Source organism: Ruegeria sp. YTSA075 (assembly GCF_059610245.1).
In genome coordinates this window covers 435,279-453,245 of the sequence record NZ_JBXWNG010000003.1, presented here as the reverse complement: position 1 = coordinate 453,245, position 17,967 = coordinate 435,279, and the positions used below count along the sequence as shown (strand labels likewise).

At 57.4% G+C, this 17,967-nt stretch carries 18 protein-coding genes; 15 read left to right on the top strand and 3 right to left on the bottom strand.

The genetic code is table 11. The annotated features are described in order from the left end of the window. Positions 1-141: 141 nt before the first annotated feature. The 3 genes from AC2FGE_RS08305 (at position 142) to AC2FGE_RS08295 (ending at position 4,742) form a co-directional block, all read left to right on the top strand. The gene (locus tag AC2FGE_RS08305) at positions 142-2,577 is read left to right on the top strand and encodes a GcvT family protein (RefSeq protein ID WP_496818729.1); all 2,436 of its coding nucleotides are present in this window, start codon (positions 142-144) and stop codon (positions 2,575-2,577) included. 126 nt (positions 2,578-2,703) lie between these two features. Continuing rightward, positions 2,704-3,675, top strand: coding sequence for a LysR family transcriptional regulator (locus AC2FGE_RS08300; protein ID WP_353008041.1), 972 nt, complete (start codon positions 2,704-2,706; stop codon positions 3,673-3,675). A gap of 86 nt (positions 3,676-3,761) precedes the next feature. After that, positions 3,762-4,742 (top strand): sterol desaturase family protein, encoded by a 981-nt coding sequence (locus tag AC2FGE_RS08295; protein ID WP_496818728.1) that lies wholly within the window; start codon positions 3,762-3,764, stop codon positions 4,740-4,742. Here AC2FGE_RS08295 and AC2FGE_RS08290 read toward each other — a convergent pair whose 3' ends face one another. Next, positions 4,743-5,762, bottom strand: coding sequence for a LacI family DNA-binding transcriptional regulator (locus tag AC2FGE_RS08290; RefSeq protein WP_496818727.1), 1,020 nt, complete (start codon positions 5,760-5,762; stop codon positions 4,743-4,745). Between the two features lie 135 nt (positions 5,763-5,897). Between AC2FGE_RS08290 and AC2FGE_RS08285 the strand changes: the two genes are divergently transcribed. The 12 genes from AC2FGE_RS08285 to AC2FGE_RS08230 all read left to right on the top strand — a co-directional run bounded on the left by AC2FGE_RS08285 (position 5,898) and on the right by AC2FGE_RS08230 (position 16,433). Beyond that, a complete protein-coding gene (locus AC2FGE_RS08285) occupies positions 5,898-6,083 on the top strand; it encodes a hypothetical protein (RefSeq protein WP_496818726.1) in 186 nt (61 codons plus the stop codon). Between the two features lie 24 nt (positions 6,084-6,107). After that, on the top strand, positions 6,108-7,253 hold the full coding sequence (locus tag AC2FGE_RS08280; protein WP_496818725.1) for a TRAP transporter substrate-binding protein: 1,146 nt from the start codon (positions 6,108-6,110) through the stop codon (positions 7,251-7,253). Positions 7,254-7,365: 112 nt separating this feature from the next. Further along, entirely contained in the window at positions 7,366-7,878 is a 513-nt protein-coding gene (locus AC2FGE_RS08275) for a TRAP transporter small permease (protein ID WP_170532422.1), read from the top strand. Between the two features lie 11 nt (positions 7,879-7,889). After that, entirely contained in the window at positions 7,890-9,218 is a 1,329-nt protein-coding gene (locus tag AC2FGE_RS08270; RefSeq protein ID WP_496818724.1) for a TRAP transporter large permease, read from the top strand. A 12-nt stretch (positions 9,219-9,230) separates the two neighbouring features. Next, on the top strand, positions 9,231-10,538 hold the full coding sequence (gene hisD, locus AC2FGE_RS08265; RefSeq protein WP_496818723.1) for a histidinol dehydrogenase: 1,308 nt from the start codon (positions 9,231-9,233) through the stop codon (positions 10,536-10,538). After that, positions 10,531-11,292, top strand: coding sequence for an SDR family NAD(P)-dependent oxidoreductase (locus AC2FGE_RS08260; RefSeq protein ID WP_496818722.1), 762 nt, complete (start codon positions 10,531-10,533; stop codon positions 11,290-11,292). Before hisD ends, AC2FGE_RS08260 begins: the two co-directional genes overlap by 8 nt. After that, positions 11,289-12,266, top strand: coding sequence for a zinc-dependent alcohol dehydrogenase (locus AC2FGE_RS08255; RefSeq protein ID WP_496818721.1), 978 nt, complete (start codon positions 11,289-11,291; stop codon positions 12,264-12,266). Before AC2FGE_RS08260 ends, AC2FGE_RS08255 begins: the two co-directional genes overlap by 4 nt. Positions 12,267-12,289: 23 nt before the next feature. Then, positions 12,290-12,700, top strand: coding sequence for a universal stress protein (locus AC2FGE_RS08250; RefSeq protein ID WP_496818720.1), 411 nt, complete (start codon positions 12,290-12,292; stop codon positions 12,698-12,700). Between the two features lie 50 nt (positions 12,701-12,750). After that, positions 12,751-13,257, top strand: a complete 507-nt coding sequence (comD, locus tag AC2FGE_RS08245; RefSeq protein WP_496818719.1) for a sulfopyruvate decarboxylase subunit alpha — start codon at positions 12,751-12,753, stop codon at positions 13,255-13,257. Then, positions 13,254-13,808, top strand: coding sequence for a sulfopyruvate decarboxylase subunit beta (gene comE, locus AC2FGE_RS08240; RefSeq protein WP_496818718.1), 555 nt, complete (start codon positions 13,254-13,256; stop codon positions 13,806-13,808). Before comD ends, comE begins: the two co-directional genes overlap by 4 nt. After that, positions 13,808-14,935 carry an alpha-hydroxy acid oxidase gene (locus AC2FGE_RS08235; RefSeq protein ID WP_496818717.1) on the top strand — a complete coding sequence of 376 codons (1,128 nt, stop codon included), beginning with the start codon at positions 13,808-13,810 and terminating at the stop codon, positions 14,933-14,935. The genes comE and AC2FGE_RS08235 overlap by 1 nt, the downstream gene beginning before the upstream one ends. Before the next feature lie 94 nt (positions 14,936-15,029). Next, positions 15,030-16,433, top strand: a complete 1,404-nt coding sequence (locus AC2FGE_RS08230; RefSeq protein ID WP_496818716.1) for an MATE family efflux transporter — start codon at positions 15,030-15,032, stop codon at positions 16,431-16,433. A gap of 5 nt (positions 16,434-16,438) precedes the next feature. Here AC2FGE_RS08230 and AC2FGE_RS08225 read toward each other — a convergent pair whose 3' ends face one another. Further along, positions 16,439-17,536 (bottom strand): M56 family metallopeptidase, encoded by a 1,098-nt coding sequence (locus AC2FGE_RS08225; protein ID WP_496818715.1) that lies wholly within the window; start codon positions 17,534-17,536, stop codon positions 16,439-16,441. Further along, the gene (locus tag AC2FGE_RS08220; protein WP_170533094.1) at positions 17,523-17,918 is read right to left on the bottom strand and encodes a BlaI/MecI/CopY family transcriptional regulator; all 396 of its coding nucleotides are present in this window, start codon (positions 17,916-17,918) and stop codon (positions 17,523-17,525) included. The genes AC2FGE_RS08225 and AC2FGE_RS08220 overlap by 14 nt, the downstream gene beginning before the upstream one ends. Positions 17,919-17,967: the final 49 nt, after the last annotated feature.

Here is a 17,967-nt window from a genome sequence, read left to right as displayed (position 1 = left end):
ACATATTGTTTCCCGCAAAACCAGAAATCAGCCTTTTGAAATCTAAAACCATAGTTTCGATTTTCTCAAACCAGAAAAACCTGCGTTGCTGACAGGTCGGGTTTGTCGCCACCATCTGAAAGACGCAGGAGGGAGCGCGCGATGAAATCACGCACAAAAGTCGTAGTGATCGGAGGGGGGATCGCCGGATGTTCCACCCTGTACCACCTGACGCAGGAAGGCTGGAGCGATGTGGTTCTGGTCGAACGGGATGAGCTGACATCGGGCACCACCTGGCATTCTGCCGCGCAGGTGACGAATTTCGGCATGAACCAGACGATGGTCGGGCTGAAATCCCATTCGATCCGTTTGTACAAGGAATTGGCCGACGATCCGGATTATCCGATCAACTACCACCACGCCGATGGGGGCATTCGGCTGGCCAATACCGAAGCGCAGATGCAGGGCTATCGCCATTTCACGTCGATGGCACGAGGTATGGATGTGCATTTCGAGGTGATCGACGCTGAGGAATGCGCCCGCAGGCATCCTTTGATTTCGACCGTCAATCTGGTCGGAGGGCTGTGGGATCCGCTGGATGGTGATATTGATCCGGCGCAACTGTGTCAGGCTCTGGCGCGGCGTGCCCGCAAGGCAGGGGCTGAGATCTATCGCAATACACCGGTGACAGGGCTGGTCCAGCACAGTGATGACACCTGGACCGTTCAGACGGAACATGGCGATATCGACTGCGACATCGTCGTGAATGCCTGCGGCTATCGCGTGAATGAAGTCGGCGCGATGATGGGGGTGCATCACCCCGTCGCATCGATGGAGCATCAGTACTTTCTGACAGAAGAGATCGCGGCCATTCGCGATGCAGGCCACCGGATGCCGCTGCTCAGATGCCCGATCAGCGACTACTATTGCCGTCAGGAAAAGAACGGCTTGCTGGTTGGGTTTTACGAACAAGATTGCAAAACCTGGGGAATGGACGGGATTGATCCAAATTTCGTCAACGCCTTGTGCCCAGATGATCTGGACCGCGTAACGGACGTACTGGAAGGGGCCTTCGCCCGGATGCCCGCCCTGATGGAGGTTGGGATTCATACTGTCGTTAACGGCCCGATCACCTACACGATAGACGGTGCGCCTTTGGTTGGGCCGATACCCGGCAAGCGCAATGCATTTTGCATTATCGGTCTGCGCGCCGGTCTGGGTGAGGGTGGCGGGCACGGCTGGCTGTTGGCTCAACAGATCGTGCATGGCGAGGCCTGCTATGACACCTGGTGTCTCGACCCGCGGCGCTTCACCGGTCATGCCAATGTCGAGCTTACGGCCCTGAAAGCGATCGAGGATTATCAGAACGAATTCCGGTTTCACTTTCCGCACGAACATCGCCCGGCTGGACGCCCGGCCAAAACCACGCCCTTAACCCCGGTTTTAGCGGCGGAAGGGGCGGAATTCACTGTGGTGAACGGGTGGGAACGCGTCGACTACATCAAACCCCATCCAGAGTTCGAACCGACCCCTGGTTTCGACTTTGACGAAAGCTTCGACATCGTCGCATCCGAGGTCCAGAACGTTCATACAAATGTTGGATTGGCCGAAGTCAACGGGTTCAACCGGATCGAGATCACCGGCGCAGATCGCCATGCCTTTCTGGACCGCATGTTCTGCGGCGCTGTGATGAAACGCGAAAGCAGGGTGGGGCTGGGGTATCTTCTGAACCATCAGGGCATGATCAAAGCTGAGGCGACGGTTGCGAACCTGTCCGCCAGTGATCGCGGCCCTGCGCGGGTCTGGTACGGCTCGGCAGCGGCCAGCGAATATCATGACATGGATTGGCTCAACCAGCATTTGCGCGCGGACGAGGATGTGCAGCTCAAAAGCCTGACCAATGATCAGACGATCCTTGTTTTGGCAGGCCCCAACGCCCGCGCGGTTTTATCCGGTTGTGCCCGTGGCGATTGGTCGGCAGACGCGTTTCCTTGGCTCAGCGTGCGTGAGTGTTTTGTCGGCATTGCACCCGCGACAGTGATGAACTTGAGCTTTTCGGGCGAGCTTGCCTATGAAATCCATATACCCAATTCATCGCTCTATGCCGCATACTTAGCCTTGCGCCAGGCAGGGGCCGCGTTTGATATGCGCTTGTTCGGCGCGCGCGCGGTTGAGTCGATGCGAATGGAGAAAGGCTTTCTGCATTGGAAAGCCGATCTGATCACCGAATTCGATCCTTATGAGACGGGTTTGGCCCGTTTTGTGAAACCCCTGAAAGGTGATTTTATCGGGCGAGAGGCCTTGGTGGAACGGTGCGATAAGGGGCCGTCCAAATGCCTTGTGACGCTTGCCGTGCAAACCAACCAAGCGCCAGCACATGGCGGGGCCTCCGTGATGCATGAGGGGCGTGTGGTCGGGACGGTGACGTCGGGCGAATGGGGGCATCGGACAAGGTTGAACCTGGCCTATGCCTTTGTCGAGCCTGACTGCGCCGACATCGGCACCAAACATGAGATCGACATGTGTGGAACGCGGGTTGAAGCAATAATCATCGCGCCATCACCCTATGATTCACAGTTTGAGCGAATGCGGAGCTAGGCGCTAAATCGCGCAATTTGGCTATTTAAGCCGCCTTCTCGGCCCCAAATCTAATTTCCGCATTGCTGTCTCTGCGATTCTCTGTTTCGGTTTTTCCGAAACAGTGAAGCGGGAGGAGACACGCGGATGTCGAAATCGCTAAGTTTGCGCTGGCTGGAGGTGTTCCAGTTGATCGCCAAGTCCGGATCCATCCAGCAAACGGCGTCTGAAACGGGTCTGTCGATCAGTACCGTTTCGAACCATCTGCGCAGTCTGGAAACCGCGCTGGGGATCGATCTGGTTGATCACGGGCGCCGCCCGATGGGTCTTACCCCTGCAGGCGAAGTGTTCGCGCGATATGTGCGCGAGGGGTTGACCGTGCTGAAACGGGGCGAGGCAGAAATCCGGTCTGGGAACTGGCTGCACGCCACATCACTGCGATTGGCGTTGGTTGATGATTTTGACAACCAAGTCGCGCCGGAACTGTTCCGCTATCTGGCGCAGACGCTTCCCCGGTGTAACTTTCGGCATTTCACCCGTCCGAGCCATGAAATCATTGTTAAGTTGCAGGAACATAAGCTGGACGCTGGTGTTGCCACACGCCCCCCGGGCCGCACAGAGGGGCTGATCGAATACCCGCTGCTGCGCGATCCGTTCCTGGTCATCTTGCCCAAGACCTATTCCGGCACTGTCGAAGACGTTCTGAAACCGGATGCTGATCTGCCGTTCCTGCGGTATTCCCGCGACTACACGATCGGAAAGCAGATCGAAATTCAGCTGACGCGCAGCAAAATCAATCTGCCCAACCGGTTCGAGCTTGAGTGCAACCAGTCTATTGCCGGTCTGGTTGCCGAAGGCAGTGGATGGGCCGTGACCACCGCCGCCAGCTTTCGACGCGCGCGCCGGTTTCACGACAATATCAACGTGCAGCCCTTTCCCGGCAGAAACTTTGCACGCACCGTGTCTTTGTTCACGACCGAGGTCTATCCGTCCTCAACTTCGATGCTGATCCACCGTGTGCTGAGCAAGCTGATCAAGCAGAACTATTGCGACCCGATCTGCACCAGATATCGCTGGATCGAACAGGACTTTCGCGTTTTGCCGCTTGAATCCGCATAGCAAGCACGGGCGCAGATCAGAACAATCCCTTTGTCCAATGCGTGGATCGTGCCAGACTGACACGCATAAGCAGTGGGATCGTGTGGATGTCTGAATCGAAGTTAAAAGGCTGGAACCACATTCCAGAGGTTCCAATACAGGTTTCCCCCTTTTTCAGGTGGCCGCTCAGACCGCTTTCAATGTTGCGCTGGGTTTGGGAATCCTGGCTTCTGATTTCTGAAAAACTCATCATCCTTGCAATCTCCTGCGCCTGCTACCTGTGGCTCAGCCCCAGCTTGGACGAGGCGGCACAGCTACAGGTTGGATGGATCGCGCAGATCTATGTTCGAAATCTGGTTCTGATCTTTTGCATCGCGGGGTTGCTGCATCTGTGGTTCTACAAATATTCGGCGCAGGGAGACCAACTAAAGTATGATCCCCGGCCTTTGATGCTGAAGGGTAAGCAATTTACCCTGGGCGGGCAGGTGCGCGACAACATGTTCTGGACGTTAGGGTCAGGAGTGTTTTTCTGGTCTGCCTACGAAGTGTTGATGTATTGGTCGCTGGCAAATGGCTATGTCCCGCTGGTGACATGGGGGGCAAATCCGATCTGGTTTGTGGCGATCTTCCTGCTGATCCCGCTTTGGGAAAGCTTCTATTTCTATTGGATTCACAGGCTGATCCACATCCCGTTTCTGTACAAACACATACATGCGGTCCACCACAGGAACGTCAATGTGGGGCCATGGTCCGGGCTGTCTATGCATCCGGCGGAACATGCGATCTATCTGGGCTCGGTGCTGATTCACTTTGTGGTTGGCGCGCATCCGCTGCACATCATCTTCCACCTGCAATACTACACGCTGACAGCGGTGACGACGCATACGGGCTTTCAGGGGTTGGTGATCAAAGACAAAAACAGGCTGGCCTTGGGCACGTTCCACCACCAAATGCACCATCGGTATTTCGAATGTAACTACGGCTCGCTTGAGATACCTTGGGATAAATGGTTCGGATCGTTCCATGACGGCACGGTTGAGGCCAATGAGCGTATGCAAGAACGCCGCAAGTCGATCATGGGCAAATAGTCAGACAGCCGGGCCCAATGAATCGCGGTTGATCACATTGGTTTCCAACCGCAGCGACTGGCCAGTTGAGCCTGTTTCGATCATATCAATCAGTTCGATTGCCGCTTTGCGACCCATTTCACGATGGGGGACATGCACGGTGGTCAAAGATGGGCTTATGATCCGCGCCAATTCGATGTCGTCGAACCCGGTGATCGAGACTTCACCCGGTATAGAGATGCCCATCTTTTCTGCCTGACGTACTGCACCGACGGCCAGAACGTCATTCCCGCAAAGAACGGCGGTCGGGCGTTGGGGCAGGGACATCAGCTGTTCGAAAGCAGCAGCACCATTTTCGATTTCATAGGTGGTTTCGATCACGGACAACGACGCCTCGGGCAGGCCCTTTGCCTGCATTGCGTCCCTTATCCCATCGATCCGGAACCGCGCGCGGTCATTGCCTTGCGTAAACGCAGATATCGCCGCTAAGCGCGTGTGACCAAGTTTTATCACCTGTTCTGCGAGGGTTTGCATTGCCTCACGGTTGTCGAATCCAACCGATGGGGCGCTTTGGTTCGGGGCAAAAGACCAGGCGACAACGACCGGAATTTTCTGCCGATCCAGATAGTCGAATATGCGCGGATCACGATCATGGCCGATCAACAAGAGCCCATCTGCCCCGCGCGCGACGAGGGTGCGAATTTGCTCTTCTTCAGCCTCGGGCTGATAGGCCGAACTGGACACCAGAAGGGTATAGCCCTGGTTGTGAATTTCTTCCTGAAAAGCCTGTAACCCTCTGGCGAATATTGCGTTTTCCATCGTTGGGATGATCGCGCCGATGGTGAAAGATCGTTTTGCGGCCATCACCCGTGCTGCGAAATTTGGGGTATAGCCCAGTTCCGAAACCGCAGTCATCACCCGGGTGCGCGTCGCCTCAACCACGCGCTTTGGGTCATTCAAACACCGAGATACCGTGGCCGTGGAAACGCCTGCCTTTTTGGCGACGTCATCCAAGGTGGGTGCTGATCGGTTTTTTGGCATTTTCAAACTCAAGCTTCGATTTCTTTGAACTCTATCCTGTTCGCGGGGTAGGGGGAAGCATCAATGTAAGCGCTTGCATTTGCGATGTAAGCGCTTACAAATGAAGATGGGCCGATTCTATAGGGAGTCCCGGAAATGTATCTTGCAGCCTCAATCCTCGTGTTCGCCATCTATTTTGCGAACGTTGCGTTGGGGGCCTTCGCAAATGCTGCAGTTTTCGGAGATGTCGGAGAAATGTTGGTCCTGTTCGCGGCGTCGATCCTGTTCGTTGTCGCAATTCTGAAAAAAGAGGCTGACCGCGATACTGAAAACGGCGGCTGAATTTTCTGCTTGGGAGGGCACTTAATGCACAACGACAAAAACGAACTGGCGTCCGCGGAGCGCCGCAATTTCTTGAAGCTGAGCGCTAGTGGCGCGTTCACAGCCGCCCTAGTCGCGGGCGCTGGTGGCGTGCTTTGGTCATCCGAGGCAGCAGCACAAACCGCTAAGGAAGAGAGCGAGCGTGAAAAGGCGGCCGATCATGTGATGACCGTTGCAACCGCCTATGTGCTGGGCGCGTCGCGCAGCTATCCGATCATGCAGCTGGACCTGAAAGAAAACATCCAGAATGCCACAAACGGTAAGGTTTATGTCAAACTGGCGCCGGGCGGTCAGCTGGGCGCGGGTGGCTCACTTGTGCAGAAGGTGCAGGGTGGCACCATTCAGGCTGCGCAGCATTCACTATCGAATTTCGCGCCTTTTGCGTCGACCGTTGACCTGATCAACATGCCGTATCTCTGCGGTTCGAACCAGCGTTTCACCAACCTGGTCCACTCTGACACCTGGAAGAATGAGGTTCACCCAAAGGTCGAGGCCGCGGGTTTCAAGGCGCTGTTTTACGTTGTCATCGACCCCCGGGTCGTTGCGGTGCGTCAAGGCGGCGATGCTGTCATCACACCGGGCGATATGAGCGGGATCAAGTTCCGCGTACCGGGTTCGAAAATGCTGCAACAGTACTACCGTATGGTCGGTGCCAACCCGACACCTGTTGCTTGGGGTGAGACCCCCTCGGCCATCAAGCAGGGCGTTGCAGATGCGCTCGATCCCTCGGTCGGCGCGCTTTATGTCTTTGGCTTCAAGGACATCCTCAGCCATGTGACCTTTACCCAGGCGGTGCCGGACAGTCAGGTCTATTCCTGTAATCTGGAATGGTTCAACTCGATGCCCGCTGACGTGCAGGAAGGCATCATGTGGGGGTCAGAGATGACCAGCCACCAGAACCTGTCCAAAGTGCCGTCGGCCCGCGCCTATGCCATGGCCGAGCTGAACAAGGCGGGCGTGCAGTTCCACTCACTCAGCGACGATCAGTTGGCCGAGTGGCAGGACGCAGGCGGTTATCAGAATGCCGACTGGGATCCGTTCAAGACCGAGCTGGCCGGTTCGATGGACAATTTCGAGAAACTGGTCGAAGCGGCGGGTACGCAGGGCAAATACTACGTCCACGACGCCTAAGGCGATCTAGGCGGGTGCGCAGTGGCGCGCCCGTTTGCTCCACGACATGCAGCCTTTGGCAGTGGTTTTTGCAACCGCATTCTGAAGTGTTGCCAAGTATTTGGAACCGGACATGACTGTACTTCAGAAAATAGACCGGGATGCCGAGCGCTGGCTGTTGCTGGTGTTCTACGTGATGCTGGTCATCACCATGGCGATCGAGGTGCTGCGACGCGAGATTTTTGCCTATTCCTCGATCTGGGGCGAAGAGATCGTCCGGTATTCCTTTATCTACCTCGCATGGATCGGTGCCGCTGCCGCTGTGAAAGAGCGTGCGCATATCCGTATCGATGTGATCATGCATTACCTTGGGCCGCGCCCCAAGGCGCTGCTGTATATCTTTGGCGATCTGGTGATGTTCGTTGTCGCGATCATCGCGCTTTATTGGTCTTACGAGGCGGTGCATGTCTCGGCCAAGTTCGGCTCGGTCACCGATGGGCTGCGGATTTCGAAAGTCTGGTTCCTGATGGCCGTTCCGACCGGTTTTGCGCTGATGATCTGGCGCTTGATCCAATCCCTGATGCGCGACTTGAAATCACTTCGTGACGGCACGCCCGTTTTCGAAGGCGACAAGCTGTTTGACTGAGGAGATCTGAGATGCTTTGGAACTCCCTCAATCAAACAGTTGAACTGGGCTGGGATTTTTATCTGCCGGTGATCCTATTCGTAGGTCTGATCGCCATGGCGGTGCCCGTCTGGGCAGCGATCGGGTCGGCAGCGATCCTGATGCTGGTCATGTCTGGCGACCTGCCGCTGAGCTTGGTGGGCGAGAGCCTGTTCACCGGCATTGACGCGTTTGCCCTGACTGCTGTGCCTCTGTTCATCTTGACCGGAGACGTGCTGGTCCGCACTGGACTGTCCCGAAAGTTCCTGGACGTGGCCGAGGCGCTGACCTGTTTCGCCAAGGGTGGTTTTGGCTCAGCGACCGTTCTGGTCTGCGGTATGTTCGCGGCCATTTCGGGCTCGGACGCGGCGGGCGCTGCCGCGGTGGGGCGCATGACGATCAACCGTCTGGTCGAAAGCGGCTATCCGCGCCCCTATGCATGCGCGCTGGTTGCGGCGGGGGCCTGTACCGGCATCCTGATCCCGCCTTCCATTGCCTATATCATCATCGGGCTTGTGCTGGGAATTTCCGCCTCAACCCTGTTCTTGGCCGCGCTGATCCCGGGGCTGGCCATTCTGGTCTCGATCCTGATCACCAATATCATCATGAACCGCCTGTATTCTTACGAGGGCGGCGGCATGATGACGATGGGTGAGTGGGTGGCCAATCTGGGCAAGGCGCTGAAGTCCGGCTGGTATGCTTTCATCGTGCCGGGCATCATCTTCTACGGCATCTTCTCGGGTCGCCTGACCCCGACCGAGGCCGGTGCGACCGCCGTTGTTGTTACGATCATCATGGGTTTCATCATGCGCACGCTGTCGCTGGCCGATTTTCCATCGATGCTGGTCAGTTCAGCCAAGGTGAACGGGGTGATCCTGCCGATCATCGCCTTTTCGGCCCCGCTGGCCGAGGCGCTGGCGATCATGGGTGTGCCGCAGGGCTTTGTGACCTCGGTTACCAACCTGACCGATGACCCGTACCTGCTGATCCTCTTGATGATCGGCATTCTGATCGCGGCAGGCTGTGTGATGGAAACAACGCCGAACATCGTGATCCTTGCACCGATCCTGAAACCTCTGGCTGACAATATCGGCATGAACGAGATTCAGTTCTGCATTATGATGATCACTGCCCTGGGTGTGGGCTTTATCACCCCGCCGCTAGGTCTGAACCTGTTTGTTGTTTCCGGGATAACCGGAGAATCAATTCTAAAAATTGCAGCCCGCGCCGTTCCCTTTGTCTTGACCATGCTGATTGTGGTTCTGTTGATCGCGTATGTACCCGCAGTTTCAACCACATTGCTCCCTGAAATCTACCAATAGGATTTGCTGAATATGCCGCGTGACTATCTGAAAAAGGCAACCCTGACGGCGCAATCTCATGCGTCCGAGGTGCACGATACGGTCAAAACCATCCTGTCCGATATCGAGGCAGGGGGTGACGCCAAAGCGCTGGAATATGCCGCCAAATTCGACAAGTTCGAAGGCAATGTCCTTATGACTCAGGAAGAGATCGACGCAGCCATTGCCCTGGTGTCAGAGAAACTGAAGGCAGATATCCGCTTTGCACACGATAACGTGCGCCGCTTTGCTGAAATGCAAAAAGCCACCGTGTCGGATGTGCAGACCGAGATCGTGCCAGGTGTTGTCGCTGGTCAAAAGGCCATCCCCGTCGATGCGGCAGGGTGCTATGTACCTGGTGGACGCTACAGCCATATCGCCAGTGCGATTATGACGGTAACCACAGCCAAGGTGGCCGGGTGTCGACACATCACGGCATGCTCGCCACCCCGTCCGGGTGAGGGCGTCGCACCTGCGATCGTCTACGCCGCGCATATCTGCGGGGCCGACAGCATTCTGGCGATGGGCGGTGTGCAGGGCGTGGCTGCCATGACCTATGGTCTGTTTGGTTTGCCGCGCGCAAACATACTTGTGGGTCCCGGCAACCAATTCGTGGCCGAGGCGAAGCGCATTCTATACGGCAAGGTTGGTATCGACATGATCGCAGGGCCCACTGACAGCCTGATCCTTGCCGACAGCTCTGCTGATGCGCATGTGGTTGCGACCGATTTGGTTAGTCAGGCGGAACACGGGTATAACTCTCCCGTCTGGTTGGTGACTGACGATCGGGAACTTGCGCAAAAGGTGATGGAGTTTGTGCCGGCCCTGATCGAGGATCTGCCCGAACTGAACCGCGAAAACGCATCTGCCGCGTGGCGCGACTATGCCGAGGTGATCGTCTGTGCAGATCGCGAGGAAATGGCGGCCTGTTCTGACGATTACGCGCCCGAACACCTGACTGTTCAGGCCGAGGATCTGGATTGGTGGCTGGACCGGCTGACCTGCTATGGCTCGCTGTTTCTGGGTGAGGAAACCACCGTGTCCTATGGTGACAAAGCCACCGGCACCAACCACGTCCTGCCAACTTCGGGCGCGGCCAGCTATACTGGGGGTCTGAGCGTTCATAAATACATGAAGATCGTGACATGGCAGCGGGCAACGCGTGAAGGGTCCAAGCCCATCGCGGTCGCTACCGCCCGCATTTCGCGTCTGGAAGGGATGGAGGGTCACGCCCGCGCCGCCGATGTGCGTCTGGCCAAGTATTTCCCGGATGAGCAATTCGACCTGACTGCAGATGGATGACCCACGCGCGCTCTTTGATCTAACAGGGCGCGTGGCCTGCGTCACCGGAGCAAGCTCGGGGCTGGGGCGTCGCGTTGCTTTGGTGTTGGCGCAAGCTGGTGCCAAAGTCGTCGGCGTTGCGCGGCGGGGCGATGCCCTTTCTCAAATGTGCGATGAGATCGGGCCAATGGCCGCCGCTGTAACAGGGAATGTTGCGGATCGTGAGAATATGGGCGCACTGGTGAGTGATGTCTCATCCCATTTCGGCGCGCCCGATATCATCGTCCACGCCGCTGGTGTGAATACCCGGGAGGCGGCGGATGATGTGACCGGGCAGGGGTGGGACACGACACTGGCCCTAAACCTGAGCGCGCCGTTTTTCCTGAGCCAGGCGATGGTGCCCGCGATGAAGGAAAAAGGCTGGGGTCGGATTGTGAATTTCGCCTCGCTTCAAACCACGCGCGCTTTTCCCGGCGGCATCGCCTATGGCGCGACCAAGGCTGGGATCGGGCAATTGACCCGCGCGATGGCCGAGGCATGGTCGCCCTACGGCATCACCGCCAATGCCATTGGGCCGGGGTTCTTCCCGACTGAGCTGACGCAGGCTGTGTTTGATAACCCGGATCGTGCCGCGCGAAACGCCGCTCAAACCTGCACTGGGCGCAACGGCCGTATGGAAGATATCGACGGGCCGATCCTGTTTCTGTGCTCGAAAGCCTCGGATTATGTCACTGGGCAGGTCCTCATGGTCGATGGGGGGTTCACTGCGAAATGAAAGCGCTTGTGTATGAGGGGGTCGAAGAGGTTGCGTATCGGGATATGCCCGACGCTGTACCCGGCACGGACGAGTATCTGATCCGTGTCCAGGCGGTTGGCATCTGCGGCTCGGATATGCATGCCTATCTGGGGCATGATGCCCGGCGTCCGGCACCGCTGATCCTCGGCCACGAGGCCGCGGGTGTAATCGTCGGCGGCCCGCGTGATGGTACGCGCGTGACGATCAACCCGCTGGTGTCCTGCGGGCTGTGTCCGGCTTGCACCTCGGGCCGGGAAAACTTGTGCCCGCAGCGCCAGATCATCTCGATGCCTCCACGCGAAGGAGCTTTTGCGCAATATGTGTCGATGCCCGACCGCAATCTGGTCGAAGTGCCTGAGGGTGTACCGCTGGAAAAAGCCGCCTTGGCGGAGCCTTTGGCGGTCAGTTGGCACACTGTGCGATTGGCCATCGAAGCGCTGCATCCAGCCTGCGAGAAACGCGCCCTGGTTCTGGGCGGCGGTGCCATCGGTCTGGCTGCGTCACTGGCTTTGAGTGCGATGGGCGTCAATGATGTGACCCTGGCCGAGCCAAACCCCGGACGGCGCGCTTTTCTGAAAAAGCTTGGTCTGCGCGTTGTAGGTGAGGCCACCGGAACCTATCCGATTGTGATTGATGCGGTCGGTTATGCAACGACGCGAACGACGGCTTCGGCCAGTGCAGAACCCGGTGGGGTGATTGCGCATGTCGGTTTGGGTGAGGATACCGGCGGGCTGGATATCCGTCGAATGACCTTGCAGGAAATCACCTTTATCGGCACGTATACCTACACAGCTGAGGATTTCCGCCAAACGGCGCAGGCTATTTTCGACGGGCGTTTGGGTGCACTGGATTGGACCGAAACCCGACCCCTGTCTGAAGGTACGCAGGCGTTTCGCGACCTGCGCTCTGGCGCGGTAGCCGCGCCAAAGATTATCCTGGACCCGTGGGAATAGACCGGGCTGAAAAGGAGTTTGATATGTATAAGAAAGTTCTTGTTCCTATGGCGCTGGATCACGGCATATCGCAGCATACGCTCGAGGTTGCCCGCGCCCTGACTGAAGATGGGGCCGAGATCATTGCCTTGCATGTCTATGAGATGCCTCAGGGCTCGGTCAGTGCCTATCTGGACAAAACTCTGGTTGCCGAAGGGTTCGAGCGTGCCCGCCGCCAGTTGTTGGATAAGGTCGAAGGGCTCGACGGCGTGACTGCTGAGATTGTCAAAGGGCATACAGCGCGAACCATCATCGACTATGCCGACAGCAACGGTATCGACTGCATCGTGATCGGCTCGCATAAGCCGGATCTGAGCGACTATTTTTTGGGATCGACCGCCTCGCGCGTCGTTCGCCACGCCCATTGCGCGGTGCATGTACACCGCAGAACCTAAATATCGTCAATCGCGCATACCGCGCCCTAAACAGGACCAAAAGCTGGACCATGAACATAGACAAGAAGATCACTGACGATCTGGTGGCGAACGACATCTCGTTCGTGACCACCGTCCCCTGCAAGCAATTGGCTGGAGTGATAGAAGAGATCGACCAACGCGACGAGATTTTTCACATCCCGTCGAACAAGGAAGACGAAGGTATGGGCCTGTGCGCCGGTGCGTGGATGGGTGGGAAACGCCCGGCGATTATCATGCAGAACACCGCCATCGGCGTGACGATCAACACGCTGGCAACGCTGATACAGTACTACCGGATGCCGCTGCCCATGCTGATCTCATATCGTGGGGAATTGCGTGAACCGGTGGCCTGTCAGGTCGAGATGGCTGTGCACACCAAGGCGCTACTGTCACAGATGAACATCCCTACCTACCACTTCCATAAACAATCCGATGTCGAAGAACTCGACATGATCCTGAAATACACATTCATGTGCAACAAACCGGTTGCCATTCTGACCGATGCGAACTTCTGGGGAGGCTATGGCGACCAATGATCCGTTCCGAGATTCTGAAAGAAATCGCCCCGATCCTGCGCGACCAACTGGTGGTCTGCAACATTGGCATCCCCAGCCAGGAACTGCATGCCATCGACGACCAGCCGACGAATTTCTACATGCTGGGCACCATGGGTCTGGCTTCGTCCATTGGTCTGGGGCTTGCACTGGCGCAGCCGAAACCGGTGATCGTGATTGATGGGGATGGCTCTGTCCTGACCAATCTGGGCACGCTTCCGACCATCGCCAATAACGTGGCGGATAACTATATCCTGCTGATCGTCGATAACGGTTCTTACGGCTCGACCGGAGACCAGCCAACCTATGCGGGCCAGAAAACCTCGCTGACGAAAATGGCGCAAGCTGCCGGGTGTGAGCGGGTAATCGAATGTGCCGCGGAAGATACCGGTCGCGTCTTACAAGAAGCGCTGGACAGCAAACAGATGACCATTATCGTCAGCAAATGTGAAAGCGGCAACGCCAAGATGCCAGTTATCACAAAGGACCCGGTGGTGATCCGTGACCGCTTTATGAAAGCTGTCGAGGCCTGATGGCCGCAAGCGACATTCACAGCGCAGAAGACGCCCGCCGCCTCGCGCGGCGGCGTTTGCCGTGGATGGTGTTCGACTATATCGATGGCGCCGCGGGGGCTGAGGTCGGAGCCGCGCGTAATCGGGACGCCTTGGATGCGATGACCCTTCGCCCGCGTATTCTGCGGGATGTGAGTGAGCGGTCATTGGCAAGCTCTGTCTTTGGCAAATCCACACAACGCCCCTTTGGCATAGCGCCAATGGGGATGTGCAACCTGTCCGGCCCGGGTGCTGATCTGATGCTGGCCCGTCTGTCTGCGCGCTATTCGGTACCGTTGGGCGTATCGACCGTGGCCTCAACCCCGATGGAAGAGATGCTGGAGGTCTCCGAGGGCAATGCCTGGTTTCAGCTGTACTTCAGCGGGGATGGATCAGGAACCACTAAGCTCGTGGATCGAGCCAAGGCTGCGGGATACGACACCCTTGTTCTGACTGTCGATGTCCCCGAGGTTGGGCGCAGGCCCCGAGAGTTGCGGCACGGGTTCCGCATGCCGTTCCGGTTGGGTCCACGTCAGTTTCTGGACTTCGCGCTGCATCCGCGCTGGTCCTTGTCGACCCTCGCGCATGGTAAGCCGCAAATAGCCAATTTCCTTATGGACGGGTACGAGTTTGACCGAACCGAAAGCCGCGCCAAAGCAGATTGGGACACGCTGGCAAGGCTCAGGGATCAGTGGTCGGGGCATCTGGTGGTCAAAGGCGTGCTGGACGTTGAAGACGCAGTTGCGCTTAAGGCTGCCGGCGTGGATGCGATACAGGTCTCAAGCCACGGCGCCCGGCAACTTGAAAGCGCGCCAGCCTCATTTTCCGTCCTGCCCGAAATCCGTGCCGCAGTCGGAGAAACATTTCCGCTTTTCTATGATAGCGGCTTGCGTTCCGGCGAGGATGCGTTGAAAGCCCTTCTTACAGGCGCGAACTTCACCTTCTTCGGCCGTATCCTGCAATTCGCTATCGCAGCGGGGGGCGAAGAGGGGCTGCACCAGCTATGGCAGGTTCTGAGTGACGAGATGAGTATTGCCATGGCACAGATTGGCACGGTGGATGTGGCGTCTCTGGGGGGCATAAACACGCACTCTGCACATCAAATTTGAACGGCGGCCATTGTGCCAGGCTGGAATAGCGTGTCTGGTCAAGCGGAACGCCCCTGATCGGGTGGTCCGGTGGCAACGACAACAGGATACAGGTTTGGCGAACTCATCCGCAAACGAAGCGATTTTCCTGAACGGTAGCCTGATGCGCCATGTGACGCGCATGTCGCTGACCACCAGCATCGGATTGATGGCCATTTTCGCCGTTGATTTCGTAGATATGGTCTTCATTTCAATGCTGGGAAATGACGCCTTGGCAGCGGCCGTTGGGTATGCCGGTACGCTGCTGTTTTTTACCAACGCGATCAATATCGGGCTGTCGATTTCAGCTGGCGCTCTTGTCGCGCGAGAGCTTGGCGCTGGCCAGTCAGAACAGGCCCGCAACTATGCGTCCAGTGTGGCCGTGATTGGGTTGATCCTAGGTTTAGTTGTCTCTGCTTTGGTGCTGCTAAACATCAGTTTTTTGTTGTCCCTGCTTGGAGCCAAGGGTGAGGTTTTGCGGCTGGCAACCCGCTATGTCTCGATCATTCTGCCCACGATGTGGGTGATGTCGATTGCGATGGCGTCGATGGCGGTTCTTAGGGCCCATGGGGATGCGCGCCGGTCAATGATGGCGACGATCTATGGTGGCGTGGTGAACGCGGTTTTGGACCCGCTCCTGATTTTCGGGGTTGGGCTTGGGCTGGATGGTGCTGCGATTGCATCCGTGATCGCGCGCGTATGTATGCTGGCCGCCGCTCTGTGGCCCGCCTTGCGCGTGCATCAGGCCTTTGCGCGCCCCTCATTGAGACAAGTGGTACAGGATATCCGGCCTGTTCGGGCCATTGCGATCCCGGCAGTGTTGACCAACGTAGCCACACCAATTGGCAACGCCATTGTTGTGCGCGAGATTGCACAATACGGAACAGACGCCGTAGCCGGTATGGCAGTGATCGGACGGTTGTTACCCGTGGCCTTTTCGGTGATTTTTGCGCTGTCGGGGGCCATTGGTCCCATTATCGGACAGAACTACGGGGCCGAGAGATTCGACCGTGTTCGCGCCGCATATCTGGCGGGCATCAAATTCACCGCGATCTATGTTCTGGGTATGGCCGCGATCCTGTTTCTGCTGCGTGCGCCAATCGCGGATTTATTTGCAGCCCAAGGCGAAACCCGCACCTTGATTTATCTGTTCTGCGGCCCATTGGCGTTAGCGTCTTTCTTCAATGGGGTTATCTTTGTCGCGAACGCAAGTTTCAACAATCTGGGTCATCCGATCTATTCAACCTGGATCAACTGGGGCCGTCACACGGTGGGCACCTGGATATTTGCGACGATCGGGTCAAGCTTTGCCGGGGCATCAGGGGTCCTGCTGGGTCAAGCGTTCGGAGGCGTCATTTTCGCCGCGATCAGCTGGGGTCTGGTCATGCGCGTGGTGTCCGGTTTGCAGCGGACGCAAACGGCCGAGCCCTTCGCGGATCAGAACCGCATCCATTCGCTGTTTGGTCGACGGGGCTGGTAGCTGCTTCAGTTCCCCTGATTGCGCGCTTGCAGGCGCTCAAGATTCACAACGGTCGACAGCATCAGCCGATCATGGCTCCAGTCGTGCCTTTGCTGAACAGAGGCAGAACCGATGGCCAGCAGGCTGGCAAAGATCAGCGTCAGACCCAGAAAGAACACGGGCAGGGGGGCTACGACCTGCGGCGCTTCGGTCAGGGCCAGAACCCTCTGACGCAGTACATGTTTGGCCTTGCCACCGGTGACCAGCGCAACGTTCAGAACGCGCGGGTGACCCATCGAGACGGTGCGTGCGCAATAGTCCAGCAAACAGGTTGTGTATTCGCGCGAGTCGATCCGTTTGCGTGCGACGACAGACTGATCGCAAGCCAGCTCGCGCAGGCGATCGAACTGGTATTTCAGGATCAGATAGGCCGGATTCCAAAACAGAAGCGGACGCAGCAGTTCGAACCCGAGCTCCCATTCCACATCGCCCGCGCGGATGTGCTGAAATTCGTGTGCCAGCGCAAAGCGTAACTCGCGCGGGGTATCCAAAAGATGGCTGGGCAATACCACGTGACGACGACGCAGGCCGCGCACGGCGAACGGAACGGTGATGCCATCAGACAGGCGGATATCCACCTTGTTTGACTGCCGCCAGAGAAAGCTGGTCTCGACCGTGGCGCGGATGGCAAGCGCGTCGCGCGCGACACGCAGCGCCAGCATAACGGCTACACAGGCCAATATGGCCAACATAAAAGTGATGGCGGTCGACTGACCGGACAGGACCTGATCCAACCAGCGTTCGCGGGTGTTCAGCAACGCTTCAAATTGGGTCGCGGGCATTGCAATCTCGCCGCGCAGATAGGCCGCGACTGCAATATCTCCAAGTGCTACAGCCCGATCCGGCCAGATCATGCTGGCCAGTGCGGACACACCAAGCGCCAGCAGCGGACTGACCAGAACGCAGAGACACAGCACTTTGAACGCGCGCAACTGAGCGATATAGCCGCCGCGCAGCGATGTGCGGTGCAATGCCGCCCGTGCGATCATCCAGATCACAGCGGACAGGCCCAAAACGATATTCATTTCCAGATAAGCGTCGAGTACCGGTTTAACCGCGGTCATGTTGCAGTCTCCTCTCTACCAGTGCTCGAATCTCCTCCAGATCGGTTTCGCTCAGACCTTCATCATCCACCAGCCGGGCGACCAGAGAGGCGGGCGTGTTGTCAAACAACGTCCGCGACAGGTTCTGAAGTGAGCGTGCCTGATACCTGTCCTTGTCCAGAAGCGGCCGATAGATCAGCGTCTTGCCGTCCTTGCGACTTTCGACAAATCCCTTTTCGTCGAGGATGCGCAGGATCGTGGCGCCTGATGTATAGGCCAGATTCCGTTCCGGGGGCAGGCGACCCAAAACATCACGCACCGAACCTTGCCCAAGTGCCCAGAGCTCGTTCATGAACTCCAGTTCAACTTCGGTCAGCAGGTTTGTCGTCTTTTTCTTACGCATTGATCTCGGTGTCGTCATGTTTGGTCTGCCTGTCAGACAAGCATCCTTT